Here is a 15,060-nt window from a genome sequence, read left to right as displayed (position 1 = left end):
AGGTGGCAGCGTGAACTTCGACCAACCGCCCGTCGTCCGGGTCTCCCGCGATCCTCATGCCGACTGGGACCGGTCGACGTGGCCGTTCACGATTCCTGCCGTCGACCAGGTCATGACCGACGGGCTCGACCTGCCTCCTGGCGTGACCTTCTTGGTCGGCGAGAACGGATCGGGCAAGTCGACGCTGGTCGAGGCCGTGGCGATCGCCTACGGCCTCTCCCCCGAGGGCGGCAGGCGCACGGCCAGCACACGACCCGTGCGAGCGAGTCGTCGCTGCACCAGAGCCTGCGGCTCCAGCGCGGCATCGGCACCGGCCGGTGGGGGTTCTTCCTGCGAGCCGAGACGATGCACGGCTGGTACTCCTACATGGATGATCATCGGGCCCCTGGTGAGCCCGACTATCACCGCATGAGCCACGGGGAGTCATTCCTCGAGGTGCTCAAGCGCAAGTTCGACTCGTCGAGCTTCTACTGCCTCGACGAGCCCGAGGCAGCGCTGTCGTTCCGGTCGACGCTGACCCTGATCCGGGTGCTGCACGACGTCGTGGCCGAAGGCGGTCAGGTGCTGTGCGCGACCCACTCCCCGATCTTGGCCTCGATGCCCGGCGCCCACATCCTCGAGGTCGGCGACTGGGGCGTTCGTGAGACGGCCTGGGACGACCTCGAGCTCGTCAGGCACTGGAAGGCCTACCTCGACGCCCCGGGCCGCTATCTACGGCACACCCTGGCCGACTGACGCCCGCGCGCGCCGTGGCGGTGGATCCGCAACCTCACCCCCCCTGGGACGGTGGATCCGCAACCTCATCCCCCTGGGACGGTGGTTTATCAACCTCAAACGGCCGAATGAGGTTGATAAACCACCGCGCCACGGGGCAGATCGACCTATGAGGTTGACGATCCACCGCCCCACCGTCGAACGGCCGAATGAGGTTGATAAACCACCGCGCCACGGGGCAGATCGACCTATGAGGTTGACGATCCACCGACCCACCGTCGAACGGCCGAATGAGGTTGATAAACCACCGCGCCACGGGCGGCCAGGTCAGAGCGTCAGGACGATCTTGCCGAAGACGCTGCCGTCGATGACCGACTGCAGACCCGACGCTGCCTGGTCCATCGGGATCTCCCGGTCGATCAGCGGCCTGGTGCCGGTGACGTCCATGAACTGCGCCAGCGCGTGCAGCTCGTCGCGGGTTCCCATCGTCGATCCGTGCACCTTCATCTGCTGGAAGAAGATGCGGGTCAGCCGGCGTGGCTCGGTGCATCGCCCGAGGTGGCACCCGAGATCACGAGCGTCCCGCCCGGGCGCATCGACTTGATCGAGTGCGACCACGTCGCAGCCCCGACGGTCTCCATCACCGCGTCGACCTTGACGGGCAGGCGCTCTCCCGACTCGAAGACCTCGTGGGCACCGATCTCGAGCGCCTTGGCGCGCTTGTCCTCGTCGCGGCTCGTCGCGTAGACCCTGAAACCGGCGCCTCGGGCCAAGGTGATGAGCGCCGTCGCGACGCCGCCTCCGGCGCCCTGCACCAGCACGCTGTCGCCGGGATGGAGGCCCGACTGCGTGAACAGCATCCGGTAGGCCGTCAACCACGCGGTCGGCAGGCAGGCGGCCTCGGCGAACGACAGACCGGCCGGCTTCGCGATGACGTTGCGGGTGGGGACGGCGACCTTCTCGGCAAACGTCCCCTGGTGACGCTCCGACAGCAGCGACCGTCGGGGGTCGAGGGTCTCGTCGCCTCGCCACGCCGGATCGCTGATCACTGCGTGCACGAGAACCTCGTTGCCGTCCTCGTCGTATCCGGCCGCATCGCAGCCGAGGATCATCGGCAGGGCCTCCTCGCGCAGACCGACACCGCGCAGGCTCCACACGTCGTGGTGGTTGATCGACGCGGCCTTGACCGTGACGGTCGTCCAGCCGTCGGGGACGACCGGGTCGGGCCGCTCTCCCACGACGAGCGAGTCGAGTGGATCTGTCGAGCTGAACGATCCGGCGTAGACGGCAAACATGTGACTCCTCAGAGGTCAGTCAGAGCAGGTCAGTACGGACGACGGGCCAGGCCCTCGCGACGCGCGGTGTCGGTCACGGCCCGTGCGACGGCCGTGGCCACGCGCGGGTCGAACGGCGACGGGATGACGTACGTCTCGCTGACGTCCTCGCCGACCAGGTCGGCGATCGCGTTGGCCGCAGCCAGCTTCATGCCCTCGGAGATGCGCGTCGCCCGGACGTCGAGCGCGCCGCGGAAGATTCCTGGGAAGACCAGCACGTTGTTGATCTGGTTGGGGAAGTCCGAACGTCCGGTGGCCACGACGCGGGCGTACTCTGTGTGCGACGTCGGGATGCACCTCAGGATGGGGGTTGGCCATCGCGAAGACGATCGCGTCAGGCGCCATCTGCGCCACGGCCTCTTCTGGCACCGTGCCGCCGGAGACACCGATGAACACGTCGGCGCCGACCAGCGCGTCGGAGATCGAACCGGGACGCGCCCAGTCGGCAGTCTGCTCGGCGAGCCAGGTCTTCAGCTCGTCGAGGTTCTCGCGGTCAGGATGGATGACGCCGGTGCGGTCGACGATCGCGATCTTGCGGACGCCTGCCGTGCGCAGGATCTTCATGATCGCCACGCCGGCTGCTCCGGCTCCGGAGATGACGACCTTGAGGTCGTCGAGCCGCGGTCGGTCAGCCGCGCTGCGTTGATGAGCGCCGCCAAGGTCACAACAGCCGTGCCGTGCTGGTCGTCGTGGAAGACCGGGATGTCGAGGCGTTCGATGAGCTGGCGCTCGATCTCGAAGCAGCGGGGGCTCGAGATGTCCTCGAGGTTGACGCCGCCGAAGGTCGGGGCCATGCGGACGATCGTCTCGACGATCTCGTCGACATCGGTCGTGGCCAGCGCGACCGGGATCGCGTCGACGCCGCCGAACTGCTTGAACAGGATCGCCTTGCCCTCCATGACGGGCATCGAGGCGGCCGGGCCGATGTCACCGAGGCCCAGCACTGCGGTGCCGTCGGTGATCACGGCGACCGTGTTGGAGACCCAGGTGTAGTCGTGGGCTGCTTCGGGATCGGCCGCGATCGCCTCGCACACCCGGGCAACGCCGGGGGTGTACGACATCGAGAGGTCGTCCGCGTCACGCAAGGGGACGGTCGCGGCAATGGCCATCTTCCCGCCGCGGTGCAGCGCGAAGACAGGATCCTCAGCGTCTGCTGAGTCGGTGTGCAGGTCAATATCAGTGGCAACCATGAAGGTGAGATCCTCGGGGACGTTTCCGTTGGTGGTCATCGGCACCGATCCGGTTGCCGGCGCGGCTCAGCCGCATCATGCTGACCCGCTCGAAGCGGGAGTAACGGGTTGTGCCCGGCTCTCAGTGTCTCACACAGGATCTTCGTCGCTCAGTGCCCGGGTCACCGGAGGAGCCAACAAGCACGCCAGCGCCACTGCTGCCGGAACGGCGACGGCCAACGCGATCGCCACGGAATCTGCCTTGAAGTTCCAGGCCAGGCCGAGGCCGATCAGCTGGGCGAAGACGAGCGGGCTTCGAGCCCGCGAGTCACCCCGGGCCACGTGCCACGCAGCCCAGAACAGACCGGCGGAGAACACGAGGAAGAACAGCGTCACGCCGATGCCGAAACCGACCCGGCCGGAGGTCACGTTGACCAGCTCGAGGACGGCCAGCACGGCGAAGGTCAGCGCCTCGAGCGAAACGATTGCGGCGGCCACGATGAGCAGGGTCTTGGCCGTTCCAGACGGCCGTCCGAGAGACGTCACCGCGCCAGCGTAGGTGCCATGTGACCGATACGACAATTCGCGGTGGCTCGTTGCCCTTGTAAACAATGTCAAATGTTGAAAGCATGGAAACCAATGCCCCAGAGCAGGTCAAACAGACTTGTTCGAGGGCGCAACACCGAACGGGAAGGAGTGTCCCCACATGGACTGGCGCCACAAGTCGGCATGTCTTGACGAGGACCCTGGCTCTTCTTCCCCATCGGCAACACGGGTCCTGCCATCTTGCAGATCGAAGAGGCCAAGGTCGTATGCCGCCGCTGTGATGTCCGCGAGCAGTGCCTTCAGTGGGCTCTGGAATCCGGACAGGATCATGGTGTGTGGGGAGGCTTGAGCGAAGACGAACGTCGTACGCTGAAGCGTCGCAATGCTCGGGCACGTATTCGTACTGCCTGAACGTACGCACGTATCGGTGAACCCCGTGGCCCCTGGCCGCGGGGTTCTTTGTTTCTGCCTCCGACCGGTGTTTCTGCCTCCGGCCGGTGTTTCTGCCAGCACCTGGTCAGACCGACAGCGTGATCGCCACCGTGGTGCCGCCGCCGGTGCGCCGCTCGAACTCCAACGTTCCGCCGAGCTCTCCTTCGACGAGGGTCGTCACGATCGACAGTCCCAGGCTTGCGGCGGGGTCGAAGTCGTCGGGCAGGCCCACCCCTTCGTCGCTGACGCGCAGCCGGATGCGATCGCGGATCCGGTTGACGGCCATCGACAGCGTGCCGCCTTCCTCGCCGTACGCATGCTCGGCGGCGTTCTGGATCAGCTCGGTGAGCACCATCGCCAATGGCGTCGCGACCTCTCCGGGCAGCATGCCGAAGCTGCCGAAGCGATCTGGCTGGATCCGGTTGGCGGCAGCAGGTCCGCCCGAGACGTCGAGCACGGTCCGCAACAGCCGGTCGGCGATCTCGTCGAAGTCGACGAAGTCGGTGAAGGACTGGCTCAACGTCTCGTGCACCAGCGCGATCGATCCGACCCGCCGGACGGCCTCCTCCAGCGCCGCGCGCGCCTCGGGATTCTCCATGCGGCGCCCCTGCAAGCGCAGCAGCGCCGCGACGGTCTGCAGGTTGTTCTTGACCCGGTGGTGGATCTCGCGGATCGTCGCCTCCTTCGAGACGAGCTCGCGCTCGCGCAGCCGCAGCTCGGTGACGTCACGCAACAAGATCAGCGCACCGCTGCGCCGGCCAGCCGACCGCAGCGGGATGATGCGCAGGAGCAGCGAGGCCTTGGCGTTCTCGATCTCGGTCTCGCTGTCGCCGTCGCCGCGGAGCACCCCCCGGACGCTGCGGTCGGTAGGCCGACGGTCGACGAGCCCAGTCGTCACATCGCCCAACGGCGTCCCGACCAGGTCGCCGACGAGTCCCAGCCGCCGGTAGGCCGACATCGCGTTGGGGCTCGCGTACCGCACCACGCCCCGGGCGTCGGTCCGGACGAACCCGTCTCCTACGCGCAACGAGTCCGCCAGGTCGGAACGGTCGCCGGGCAGCGGGAACTCGCCACGGCGGATCATCTCGGAGAGCTCACCGGCGGCCTCGAAGTAGGCGTTCTCCAACGTGCTGACGGTGCGTACCCCTGTCTCGGCGCTGCGCCGCGAGACCACCGCGATCGTGCGTCCCTCCCGCCGGACGGGGACGACGGTGTAGCGGGTGCGCGTCCCGTCGGGCTGCTCGCCCAGACGTTCGGGCCCCGACTCGCCCGTCGCGAACGCGTTCTCGAGCTGCTCGACGCGGCCCGCGGGCATGAACGTGCCGGCGATGTCCTCCAGGAGCGTGGTCGGGCCTGTCGTCGGCCGGATCTGGGCGGCCGCCCACAGACCCTTGGACTCTGCATCGGCACCCACAGGACGAGATCGGAGAACGACAGGTCGGCGATGATCTGCCAGTCGGCTACCAGCGCGTGGAGCCAGGCCACGTCGACGGAGTCCAGCGAGGTCTGCGAACGTGCGATGTCATCCAAGGAGGGCACACCTTCAGACTAGTGGCCTCTGCGTGACACGATGGCTGAGTGTCTGAAGCGTACTGGCAGTCGGTCATGCAGAACGGGATGCAGCTCCCGGCGCATCGCGGACTCGACGAGTGCACGGTCGAGCTCGTCGAGATGCTGGGCGCGCCGAATCCCCGCGTCCGCGAAGACCTCGCCTATCCCCTGCTGACGACCTGGATCACCCGCGGCGTGTACGACCAGCTGCTGTCAGGCCTTGGCGACGGCATCGCTCCGGGCCTGCGACATGGCCTCGGCCACGACGGCGACGTATCGGTGCTGCGCCGCTCGTACAGCGCGCTGATGCTGGCCGAGATCATCGGCCGCGACAACAACGAGCACCTCATGACCTCGGCCTCGGTGCTCGACTGGGGTGACCGCGCCACGGCCTGGTACGTGCGGGAGCAGGATCATCGCGGATGGATCCCCGAGGTCGGCTGGGCGAATGCGATCGCCCACGGCGCCGATCTGCTCGCCGCCCTTGCCCGCTCACGCCACTTCGGCCCGCTCGAGCTGACGGTGCTGCTCGACGTCATCGCCGACCGGGTGCTCGCGCCGACGGCGTACATCTGGCGGCACGGCGAGGACGATCGGCTCGCCTACGCCGTCATGACGTTGCTGCACCGCAACGAGCTCGATCCAGGGCTCGTCGAGCCCTGGCTGGTCCGGCTGGGCGCCGGCATCAAGCCGCCGCGCACGCGCGGGCACCTTGAGGCCGAGTGGCCGTCGCCCAACGTCCGCAACACGTCGTCGTTCCTGCGTGCCCTGCACCTGCAGCTGGCACTCGGGGTGCAGGGTCGCGACGACCTGCGGGCCGATGCGGCGCTGTTTGCCGAGCAGCCGGCCCACCGGGCTGACCTGCTGCTGGCGGTGCTCGACCAGATCCGGGCCGAACAGCCGTGGCTCTACCGTCCGACGACACGCGCGCGTCCGTTGGCCTGACTCCCCTGCGCGGTGACCTACTGCCGGGTAACCTGCGTCACATGACGCAGAACACATCTGAACCGACCACGCCGGAGGGGACCTCGCCGGCCCCCACCCATGGCGGCATCCACGCCTTCGACGTCGCTCGCGCCCACGGCGTGGAATCGATGTTCACCCTGTCCGGTGCGCACGTCTTCCCGATGTACGACGCCGCGGTCAAGGCCGAGCCGGCCATGCCGATCATCGACGTACGTCACGAGCCCACCGCAGTGTTCGCCGCCGAGGCGATCGGCAAGCTGCACCCGCAAGCCGGGCCTGGCCGTCCTGACTGCGGGGCCGGGCGTCACGAACGGCGTCAGCCCGGTTGCCCAGGCGAGCTTCTCCGGCTCCCCGCTCGTCGTGATCGGCGGGCGTGCCCCGAACAACCGCTGGGGCACCGGAAGCCTCCAGGAGTTCGACCACCCGCCGGTGTTCGAGTCGATCACGAAGTCCTCGACGACCGCGAGCCAGCTCGCCGACATCGCGCCGACCGTCGACGCGGCGTTCACGCTGGCGGGCTCGTCGCACCGCGGACCTACGTTCGTCGACATCCCCATGGACGAGTTCTTCAACAGCGGGGCCTCGACCTACGCCTCGACCGGGCGTCCTGCCGATCCCCTCGAGCCGGACGGTGACGCGCTGCGGCACGTCGCCGAGCTGCTCGCCGGCTCAGAACGGCCCGTGCTCGTGCTGGGCACCGATGTCTGGGCCGACAGCGCCGAGGTCGCCGCCCTGCACTTCGTCACCGAGACCGGTGTGCCGGTGATCTCCAACGGCATGGGCCGTGGGATCGTCCCGGGCGGGCACCCCCAGCTCGTCACCAAGGCCAGGTCGACGTCGTTCAACCGCGCCGATCTCGTGATCGTCGTCGGCACGCCGCTCGACTTCCGCCTCGGCTACGGAGTGTTCGGCGGGAAGGACGGCACCACCCCGGCCCGGACCGTCCACCTGGCCGACTCCCCCGACCAGCTCTCGGGGCATGCCGAGCTCGCCGGCTCGGCCAGCGGAGACCTGACGGCCGTCTTCGCCGGGATCCTGTCTGCGCTGCAGACGACCCCCGGTGCCAGGCCCGACTGGTCGCCCTGGCTGTCGTCGCTGCAGGACGAGGTCGCTGCCGCGACGGCCCGCGACAGCGAGCTGCTGACCGCTGAGGCCGATCCGATCCACCCCGCCCGCATCTACGGCGACCGCTCCCTCGCCTCGCCGACGACGCGGTCGTCATCGGCGACGGTGGCGACTTCGTCTCGTTCGCCGGCAAGTTCGTCGAGCCGAAGCGTCCCGGCGGATGGCTCGATCCCGGTCCGTACGGCTGCCTCGGCGCCGGGCTCGGCGCCGCGATCGCCGCGCGGATCGCCCGACCGTCGAGCCAGGTCGTCCTGCTGTACGGCGACGGCGCGGCGGGCATGTCGTTGATGGACGTCGACACCCTGGTGCGGCACAACCTGCCGGTCGTCATGATCGTCGGCAACAACTCCGCCTGGGGCCTCGAGAAGGGCCCCATGCAGTGGCTGTACGGCTACGACGTCGCCGCTGACCTGGCTCCGCAGACCCGTTACGACCAGGTCGTGACGGCCCTGGGCGGTGGCGGCGAGCTGGTCACCGATCCGAAGGACATCGGTCCGGCGATCGACCGTGCCTTCGCGTCGGGCATCCCGTACCTCGTCAACATCATGACCGACGTCAACGCCGCCTACCCCCGAGCCACGACCGGCATCTGAGGCTGGTGAGGGTACCCTTATCCGGTGACCGACCATCGAGCTTCCGACGACCGGATCGGGGCTGATCGGACGGGCGCTGCGGCGACACCAGCGCCGCCTCGCCTGTGGTTATCCGTTGATCATCCTGTGGCAGCTGTGCCGAGACCCTCGTCCCGGTCGTGATCGGCGTGATCATCGACCGGGGCGTGGCCACCGGCGATGTCAGCAGCTTCGGGCTGTCGCTGCTGCTGCTCGCGGCGCTCTTCGCCGTCTTGAGCAACTCGTACCGCTACGGCAGCCGCTTCGTCGTCAGGAGCGTGCAGGAAGAAGCACACCTGCTGCGCAGCGAGATCGCCGAGCACGTCCTCGATCCCCGCGGTGCCAAGACCACGACGTTGTCGGGCGAGACCCTCTCGCTCGCGACGTCCGACGCCGACCTCGTCGCCGTCGTGCTGCGTCAGCTCGCCTTTGCGACCGCCGCACTGCTCAGCATGCTGGCCGTCGCCGTCTACGTGCTGCAGGTCGACGTCGTGCTCGGGCTGCTGATCCTGCTCGGCGTTCCTGCCGTCGTCCTGATCATCCAGGTCGTGACGCCGTTGGTCGCCCGGCGCACGACCCGCCAGCAGGAGAGCACCGCCGCTGCCAGCGGACTGGCCGGCGACCTCGTCCAAGGACTTCGGCCACTGAAGGGCATCGGCGGTGAGGACATCGCCCTGCGCAGGCTATCGGCGCGCCAGCACACGAGCGCGGGACGACACGATCGCCGTGGCACGTTCATGGGGCTATCTCGCCGGGCTCACGACCGGGCTCAGCGGCCTGCTGCTGGCCGCCGTGGCCTTGGTCGCTGGCACCCGCGCCCTCGACGGCGGCATCACGGTCGGCCAGCTCATCGCCCTGGTGGGCCTGACACAGTTTCTGGCCGAGCCCATTGCGGGCCTCGGTGAGATCAGCGCCCAGTTCGCCGCTTCCCGCGCCTCGGCTGCACGCATCGTCACGTTCCTGCACACCCCGCGGCTCCTCACCGACGGCGACCGGACGCCGACCGAGACGCGTCCGCAGATCGCCTTCGAGCAGGTGCTCGCAGGCCCCCTCGGACCGCTCAGCTTCGAGACCGTCGACGGCGAGCTGCTCGCCCTCGTGATCGACGATCCCGCCGTCTCCGACACCGTGGTCAACCTGCTCTCCGGCAACCGCACCGCCGATCACGGGCAGGTGCTGCTCGGCGACGTCCGACTCGATGACATCTCGATCGCGGCGCGCCAGACGTTCGTCCTGGTCAATGCCCATCACACCGAGCTGTTCGCCGGGACGCTGCGGAACATCGTCGATCCCGACGCGACGCTCGGTGACGACGACCTGGCCGCCGTTCTCGCCGCCTCAGCCGCCGACGACGTCGTCGCACTGCATCCCGAAGGACTCGAACGGGCGGTGCGGCCCGGTGGGCTCAGCCTGTCCGGCGGGCAGCGCCAACGACTGGCCCTCGCCAGAGCACTCGCCGCGCACAAGCCCGTCCTGGTGCTGCAAGATCCCACCAGTGCCGTCGACTCCGTCACCGAGCAGGCGATCGCCGATGGCCTGCACACAGCCCGCAAGCCGGTCGGCGCAACGATCCTCATCACGTCGAGCCCCGCCCTGCTGCAACGTGCCGACCGGGTGCTCTTCATCCAGTCGGGCCGCCTCGTGAGCAGCGGCACCCATGCCGATCTCATGACCGACCCGGTGTACCGAGGGGCGGTCCTGCGATGAGCTCGCCCTCGGCCCAGCACGACCTCCTGCCCGTCGCCTCGGCCCGCGACACCGCCCGGCTCGCATGGCGACTCGTCGCCGCCCGCAAGGCAAGCCTCGCCCTGACGATCACGTCCTTCCTCGCCGTCGGCCTCGCCGGCGTCGTGCCGGTCTGGATGATCGGCCGCGTCATCGACGCCGTCCGTGACGATGCCAGCAGCGGTGACGTCCAGCGCTACGTCATCATCATGGTGGCCTCCGCCCTGCTCGGCGGACTGTTCGCGACCCTGTCCACGACGGCCCTCGCCCATGCGGCCGCCCCTGCTCTCGCAAGCCTGCGCGAGGACGTGCTCGACCGCGCGCTGCACCTCGAGACCCAACGGATCGAGGCCGCCGGCATCGGCGACGTCGTCTCGCGCGTCGGCGACGACGTCCGCCACCTGACCGAGTCCCTCGACGAGGCCGTTCCGCTGCTGATCAACTCGCTCGCCGCGATCATCTTCACCGCCGGCGGGCTGTTCGCCCTCGACTGGCGTCTCGGCCTGGCCGGGCTCGCCGCGGCGCCCAGCTACGTCCTGGCCCTGCGCTGGTACCTGCCGCGCTCTGCGCCGTACTACCGCGACGAGCGCACCGCCCAAGGCGCACGCGCCGAAGCGCTGGTCAACGGGGTGCACGGGGCGCCGACCCTGCGGGCGTTCGGACGTGAGCACGAGGCGCTCGGTCAGATCCACAGCACGTCCCGTCATGCCCTCGAGATCGCGATGTCGGTGTTCAAGCTCTACACCCGTTTCGGCTCTCGGATGAACAGCTCCGAGCTCGTCGGTCTCGCCCTCGTGCTGACGTCGGGGTTCCTGCTCGTCCGGTCCGACATCGTGTCGGTGGGCGAAGCGACGACTGCGGCGCTGTTCTTCCATCGGCTGTTCAACCCGATCGGCGCGCTGTTGTTCGTCTTCGACGCAGTCCAGTCGAGCGGCGCTGCCCTCGCACGGCTGGCCGGGGTGGCGTTGATCCCGGCACCGGTCAGGACCCATCAGCATCCGGGTGATGCCGCCCACCTGCACCTGGCCGACGTGCACCATGCGTACGAGTCCGGCCGGGAGGTGCTCGCCGACGTCCACCTGGAGATCAGGCCCGGCGAGCGGGTTGCCGTCGTCGGGGCCACAGGCGCCGGAAAGACGACTCTCGGCGGCATCATCGCCGGGGCTATCTCGCCAACCGGCGGAACCGTCCGACTCGGCCAGCTCGACGTGTCGACCGCGCACGAGGCCGACATCCGACGGCACATCGCGCTCGTCTCGCAAGAGGTGCACGTCTTCGCCGGGACGCTGCGCGAGAACCTCCTGCTCGCAGCTGGAGATGCCGACGACGACAGCCTGTGGGCCGCCCTCGAGGTCACGGGCTCGCAGCGGTGGGCTCGAGCGTTGCCGGACGGCCTCGACACCCGGGTCGGCGAGCTGGGCACGACGCTCACCCCGTCGCAGGCGCAGCAGCTCGCCCTCGCCCGGGTCGTGCTGCTCGACCCGCTGCTCGTCGTCCTCGACGAAGCGACCGCAGAGGCCGGCTCGGCCGGCGCACGCGACCTGGAGCAGGCGGCCCTTGCCGTGACCGAGAACCGGATGTCGCTGCTCGTCGCCCACCGCCTGACGCAGGCCCAGACCGCCGACCGCATCATCGTCATGCACGAGGGCCGCATCGTCGAGCACGGAACCCATGACGCCCTCGTCGCTGCGGGCTCGCGCTACGCCACCTTGTGGCAGGCCTGGTCGTCCTGACCGACGCTAGGGTGGCCAGATGACGTCGGCGAGCATCACCCACACCGTCACCCCTGCGGACACTGCCCGGGCCCTCGGATCAGGCGATCTGGACGTCCTGGGGACTCCGCGGGTGCTGGCCTGGTGCGAACAAGCCACGTGCGCGGCACTTGACCTGCCACCTGAGCAGACCAGCGTGGGCACCCGGGTCGAGATCGAGCACCTCGCTGCGAGCCCGGTCGGCGCCGTCGTCACGGCGACGGCAACTGTCGTCTACGAAGACGGCCGACTCCTCCGGTTCCAGGTCGTCGCCCACGACGCCGCCGGCACCCTCCTGGCGAACGGCGAAGTGCGTCGAGTCGTCGTAGACCGGGAGCGATTTCTGTCGCGCATCACGCCTGTGGGAGACTGAGGCGACGACTTCTGAGGAGGAACACCATGGGCAAGACCGGACGTAAGCGTCGTGCACGCAAGAAGAAGGGCGCAAACCACGGCAAGCGCCCCAACGCGTGAGCTGAACGCACCAAGCAAGAACAAAGCCCCCATCCTCATGGACGGGGGCTTTGTCGTGCGCGTGCGCGCTGCTAGCGCAGCTTGGTCTCGGTGATCTGGATCTGCACCGTGCGGATCGACATCAGCACCTTGGCCCGCAACGGCTCAGGCGCCACCTCGGAGCACGAACGCGACACGAGCGACTTCACGACCCGCTCGAGCTCGTACTCGCTCAGGCACGGAGTGCACTCGCTGATGTGACTCTCGATCTCAGCGCAGCTGGCGGTGTCGATCTCCTGATCGATGAACAGGTAGAGATTTTCCAGTGCCTGCTCGCAGTCGGGTCCTTCGCACGGGTTCATTTCTCACCCACCCCCGTCACGACCATGCCGCGATCGCGCGCGTAGTCGGCCAGCATCTCGCGCAGCAGCCGGCGACCACGGTGCAACCGGGACATGACGGTACCGATCGGCGTCTCCATGATCTCGGCGATCTCCTTGTAGGGAAAGCCCTCGACGTCGGCGAGGTAGACCGCCATGCGGAAGTCTTCAGGGAGGGCCTGCAGCGCGTCCTTGACGTCGCTGTCAGGCAGGTGCTCGAGCGCCTCCATCTCGGCGGACTTCAGACCGGACGAGCCGTGCGACTCAGCCCGCGCGATCTGCCAGTCCTCGATCTCGTCGGTGACCTGCTGCGGCTGACGCTGCTTCTTGCGGTACGAGTTGATGTAGGTGTTGGTCAAGATGCGGTAGAGCCACGCCTTGAGGTTCGTGCCGGGCCGGAACTGGTGGAAGGCGGTGAACGCCTTGGAGAACGTCTCCTGCACGAGATCTTCGGCATCATGCGGATTGCGCGTCATGCGCAGTGCCGCCGAGTAGAGCTGGTCGAGGAACGGCAGCGCGTCGGCCTCGAAGCGAGCCTGTCGCTGCTCCGAGGTCTCGGTCTCCCGCTCGTCAGGGACTTCGGGGATGTCGGGCGTCGCTGTCATTGCGTCCCACCCTACTCCCGGCTGTGGACGTTGGCGCAGTGGCGTGATCGTCGGCTCCAGGCACGCGGCATTGTTCGTCATCTGACCTCCTGCTCAGTACAACGACCCATCGCGCCGCGCTATTCCGCTGGGAGAGGCTCGATCAGCTCGGGACCGTTGTTGCGCACGTTGTTGACGGCGGTCGAGACCGCGAAGGCATCCAACCGACCGGGCGCCGCCGGGATTAGCAGGTCGAGCAGCTCGTCGGTCGGCCGCGGGGACGGGTCGAGCCAGGCGCCGAACGCATCGGGCGGCAGGAACAGCGGCATCCGGTCGTGGACGTGTCCCAGCGCATCCTCGGCTGACGTCGTCAGGATCGTGAAGCTGACGATCCACTCATCGGCCTCGCGGTCCTTCCAGAACTCGTACAGGCCGGCCATCGCGAGGATCGACTCGTCCTTGGGCGTGATGTAGAACGGCTGCTTCTTGGCCTTCTTCTCCCCGGCTGCAGCTGGGCGGTGTACCACTCGTAGTAGCCGTCGGCTGGCACCAGTGCCCGTCGCTTGGCAAAGGCGTTCTTGAACGACGGTTTCTCGGCCACGGTCTCAGTACGGGCGTTGATCATCCGGCTGCCGATCGACGGGTCCTTGGCCCAGCTGGGGATCAGGCCCCACCGCGCGGTCAGCAGCTCGCGCTGCACTGCCGGACCGTCGTCGCTGCGTCGACCGATGACGACGGGGGCCAGCTTGGTCGGGGCGACGTTGTAGTCAGGCTCGAGCTCGACAGTCGCCCGTGCCAGGTCGACCTCGAACGCCTGGTTGAGGGTCGCCGCGGTCTGGGTGGTTGCGTACCGTCCGCACATGCAGCAAGCGTGCCACAGGCACTGCTACTCGCACGGGGCTACTGGCACGGGGCTACTCGGACAGGGTCGCGAGGACATGCGCGATGCCATCCTCGGAAGCCGGCAGGTGCTCGACCCAGATCCGGACGTGTTGCGTGTCCTGCGTGGCCTTCTCGACCAGCAGCCGCAGCAGGCTCATCGTGACCTCGTCGGTGCGCTCGCGTCCGACCAGAGCCGCGAACCGTCGGCTCGACAGCTGCGCGATCGTCTCGTCTCCGGTGTAGACGAGACGGAACACGTCAGCGATCTCGAGCGCCCGCAACGACACCTCGAGCTCGTGACCCTGCAACAGCCGCGGGAAGCTCGACCACGACCAGCGCGCTGGAGTCGGTGGCACGACGACCGACGCTCTCGGCGCCACGGTAGATCTCGGCCAGACGGGTTCGGACGTACGGCACGGTCGCCAACGACGTCAGCGGATCTTCGCACGCGATGTCCGCGTGGTGGATCAACGCCCGTTCGGCCCAGGCCACGGCTGCCGCGCGGGTCGCTGCGGCGGCTGGCTCGTTCGGGGCGTAGGCCCGCTCCACGTGGTCCAGGACCTCGTGGAGCGGAACGCCCAGCTGCGCTGCACTCGCTCCCACCTCGTGTGCAACGTCGACCACATCCGATCGGCCGTCGCGGACGGCATCGCGTAGGAGTGCTTCGTTCAAACCCGAGTCGAACACTCGCACCCCTTCCTTCATCGAACACCGCGTGATCGGACATGGATGAGACGTGGTCAACCACCGCACATGACGCGGTTTCGGAAAAGATTATGTGGCTAAAATCCGGGGCCTGGACGTGACTGTATCGGCGGCAGATCGTTGACTGCGGTG

General features: G+C 68.3%; 16 protein-coding genes and 7 pseudogenes. 12 read left to right on the top strand and 11 right to left on the bottom strand.

Annotated features, from left to right (window positions below):
* Positions 1-10 precede the first annotated feature (10 nt).
* The gene (locus tag ACHMWU_RS00435) at positions 11-412 is read left to right on the top strand and encodes an AAA family ATPase (RefSeq protein ID WP_396041160.1); all 402 of its coding nucleotides are present in this window, start codon (positions 11-13) and stop codon (positions 410-412) included.
* Entirely contained in the window at positions 409-735 is a 327-nt protein-coding gene (locus tag ACHMWU_RS00430) for an AAA family ATPase (protein ID WP_396041159.1), read from the top strand. The genes ACHMWU_RS00435 and ACHMWU_RS00430 overlap by 4 nt, the downstream gene beginning before the upstream one ends.
* A 306-nt stretch (positions 736-1,041) precedes the next feature.
* On the opposite strand, the pseudogene ACHMWU_RS00425 reads toward ACHMWU_RS00430, so the two are convergent.
* From ACHMWU_RS00425 to ACHMWU_RS00415, 3 genes and pseudogenes are all read right to left on the bottom strand, one after another.
* A pseudogene (locus ACHMWU_RS00425) lies at positions 1,042-2,009 on the bottom strand (zinc-binding dehydrogenase).
* Between the two features lie 29 nt (positions 2,010-2,038).
* Positions 2,039-3,238: pseudogene (locus tag ACHMWU_RS00420) on the bottom strand (NADP-dependent malic enzyme).
* Positions 3,239-3,367: 129 nt separating this feature from the next.
* Positions 3,368-3,763 (bottom strand): hypothetical protein, encoded by a 396-nt coding sequence (locus ACHMWU_RS00415; RefSeq protein ID WP_396041158.1) that lies wholly within the window; start codon positions 3,761-3,763, stop codon positions 3,368-3,370.
* 160 nt (positions 3,764-3,923) lie between these two features.
* Between ACHMWU_RS00415 and ACHMWU_RS00410 the strand changes: the two are divergent.
* Positions 3,924-4,174 (top strand): annotated as a pseudogene (locus ACHMWU_RS00410) (WhiB family transcriptional regulator).
* Between the two features lie 106 nt (positions 4,175-4,280).
* Here ACHMWU_RS00410 and ACHMWU_RS00405 read toward each other — a convergent pair.
* A complete protein-coding gene (locus ACHMWU_RS00405) occupies positions 4,281-5,153 on the bottom strand; it encodes a sensor histidine kinase (protein WP_396041803.1) in 873 nt (290 codons plus the stop codon).
* Positions 5,154-5,354: 201 nt separating this feature from the next.
* Positions 5,355-5,680 (bottom strand): annotated as a pseudogene (locus ACHMWU_RS00400) (histidine kinase N-terminal domain-containing protein); the annotation flags it as partial.
* A 93-nt stretch (positions 5,681-5,773) separates the two neighbouring features.
* Between ACHMWU_RS00400 and ACHMWU_RS00395 the strand changes: the two are divergent.
* The 9 genes and pseudogenes from ACHMWU_RS00395 (at position 5,774) to ACHMWU_RS00355 (ending at position 12,398) form a co-directional block, all read left to right on the top strand.
* Positions 5,774-6,691, top strand: a complete 918-nt coding sequence (locus ACHMWU_RS00395) for a DUF2785 domain-containing protein (RefSeq protein WP_396041157.1) — start codon at positions 5,774-5,776, stop codon at positions 6,689-6,691.
* A 41-nt stretch (positions 6,692-6,732) separates the two neighbouring features.
* Positions 6,733-6,915 (top strand): annotated as a pseudogene (locus ACHMWU_RS00390) (hypothetical protein); the annotation flags it as partial.
* A pseudogene (locus ACHMWU_RS00385) lies at positions 6,857-7,672 on the top strand (thiamine pyrophosphate-binding protein); the annotation flags it as partial. The pseudogenes ACHMWU_RS00390 and ACHMWU_RS00385, both read left to right, overlap by 59 nt.
* Positions 7,673-7,932: 260 nt before the next feature.
* Positions 7,933-8,430: a thiamine pyrophosphate-dependent enzyme gene (locus ACHMWU_RS00380; protein WP_396041802.1), complete on the top strand. Its 498-nt coding sequence runs from the start codon at positions 7,933-7,935 to the stop codon at positions 8,428-8,430.
* A 140-nt stretch (positions 8,431-8,570) separates the two neighbouring features.
* A pseudogene (locus ACHMWU_RS00375) lies at positions 8,571-9,122 on the top strand (ABC transporter transmembrane domain-containing protein); the annotation flags it as partial.
* Positions 9,123-9,174: 52 nt separating this feature from the next.
* Entirely contained in the window at positions 9,175-10,155 is a 981-nt protein-coding gene (locus ACHMWU_RS00370) for an ATP-binding cassette domain-containing protein (RefSeq protein WP_396041156.1), read from the top strand.
* A complete protein-coding gene (locus ACHMWU_RS00365) occupies positions 10,152-11,906 on the top strand; it encodes an ABC transporter ATP-binding protein (RefSeq protein WP_396041155.1) in 1,755 nt (584 codons plus the stop codon). Before ACHMWU_RS00370 ends, ACHMWU_RS00365 begins: the two co-directional genes overlap by 4 nt.
* Positions 11,907-11,925: 19 nt before the next feature.
* The gene (locus ACHMWU_RS00360; RefSeq protein WP_396041153.1) at positions 11,926-12,297 is read left to right on the top strand and encodes a thioesterase family protein; all 372 of its coding nucleotides are present in this window, start codon (positions 11,926-11,928) and stop codon (positions 12,295-12,297) included.
* Between the two features lie 26 nt (positions 12,298-12,323).
* Positions 12,324-12,398: a 50S ribosomal protein bL37 gene (locus ACHMWU_RS00355; RefSeq protein WP_369759046.1), complete on the top strand. Its 75-nt coding sequence runs from the start codon at positions 12,324-12,326 to the stop codon at positions 12,396-12,398.
* Between the two features lie 71 nt (positions 12,399-12,469).
* Here ACHMWU_RS00355 and rsrA read toward each other — a convergent pair whose 3' ends face one another.
* The 6 genes from rsrA to ACHMWU_RS00325 form a co-directional block, all read right to left on the bottom strand.
* The gene (gene rsrA, locus ACHMWU_RS00350; RefSeq protein WP_396041152.1) at positions 12,470-12,739 is read right to left on the bottom strand and encodes a mycothiol system anti-sigma-R factor; all 270 of its coding nucleotides are present in this window, start codon (positions 12,737-12,739) and stop codon (positions 12,470-12,472) included.
* Positions 12,736-13,362, bottom strand: a complete 627-nt coding sequence (locus ACHMWU_RS00345) for a sigma-70 family RNA polymerase sigma factor (RefSeq protein ID WP_396041801.1) — start codon at positions 13,360-13,362, stop codon at positions 12,736-12,738. The genes rsrA and ACHMWU_RS00345 overlap by 4 nt, the downstream gene beginning before the upstream one ends.
* 119 nt (positions 13,363-13,481) lie before the next feature.
* Complete coding sequence (locus ACHMWU_RS00340) at positions 13,482-13,781, bottom strand: SOS response-associated peptidase (protein WP_396041151.1); 300 nt, start codon at positions 13,779-13,781, stop codon at positions 13,482-13,484.
* Positions 13,712-14,203 (bottom strand): SOS response-associated peptidase, encoded by a 492-nt coding sequence (locus ACHMWU_RS00335; RefSeq protein WP_396041150.1) that lies wholly within the window; start codon positions 14,201-14,203, stop codon positions 13,712-13,714. The genes ACHMWU_RS00340 and ACHMWU_RS00335 overlap by 70 nt, the downstream gene beginning before the upstream one ends.
* Before the next feature lie 52 nt (positions 14,204-14,255).
* A complete protein-coding gene (locus ACHMWU_RS00330) occupies positions 14,256-14,480 on the bottom strand; it encodes a hypothetical protein (protein WP_396041149.1) in 225 nt (74 codons plus the stop codon).
* A 1-nt stretch (position 14,481) separates the two neighbouring features.
* Complete coding sequence (locus tag ACHMWU_RS00325) at positions 14,482-14,826, bottom strand: hypothetical protein (RefSeq protein WP_396041147.1); 345 nt, start codon at positions 14,824-14,826, stop codon at positions 14,482-14,484.
* Between the last annotated feature and the right edge of the window lie 234 nt (positions 14,827-15,060).

This window comes from Aeromicrobium sp. UC242_57 (genome assembly GCF_044452305.1).
GTDB lineage: Bacteria > Actinomycetota > Actinomycetes > Propionibacteriales > Nocardioidaceae > Aeromicrobium.
The sequence above is the reverse complement of the archived record's forward strand: the minus strand, read 5'-3'. Positions and strand labels throughout refer to the sequence as shown.

Excerpts from the sequence above, each read along its gene's own strand:
- ACHMWU_RS00430 (WP_396041159.1), top strand. The coding sequence starts at position 409 with ATGAGCCACGGGGAGTCATTCCTCGAGGTGCTCAAGCGCAAGTTCGAC.
- ACHMWU_RS00405 (WP_396041803.1), bottom strand. The coding sequence starts at position 5,153 with ATGTCGGCCTACCGGCGGCTGGGACTCGTCGGCGACCTGGTCGGGACG.
- ACHMWU_RS00365 (WP_396041155.1), top strand. The coding sequence starts at position 10,152 with ATGAGCTCGCCCTCGGCCCAGCACGACCTCCTGCCCGTCGCCTCGGCC.
- ACHMWU_RS00360 (WP_396041153.1), top strand. The coding sequence starts at position 11,926 with ATGACGTCGGCGAGCATCACCCACACCGTCACCCCTGCGGACACTGCC.
- rsrA (WP_396041152.1), bottom strand. The coding sequence starts at position 12,739 with ATGAACCCGTGCGAAGGACCCGACTGCGAGCAGGCACTGGAAAATCTC.
- ACHMWU_RS00345 (WP_396041801.1), bottom strand. The coding sequence starts at position 13,362 with ATGACAGCGACGCCCGACATCCCCGAAGTCCCTGACGAGCGGGAGACC.
- ACHMWU_RS00340 (WP_396041151.1), bottom strand. The coding sequence starts at position 13,781 with ATGGCCGGCCTGTACGAGTTCTGGAAGGACCGCGAGGCCGATGAGTGG.
- ACHMWU_RS00335 (WP_396041150.1), bottom strand. The coding sequence starts at position 14,203 with ATGTGCGGACGGTACGCAACCACCCAGACCGCGGCGACCCTCAACCAG.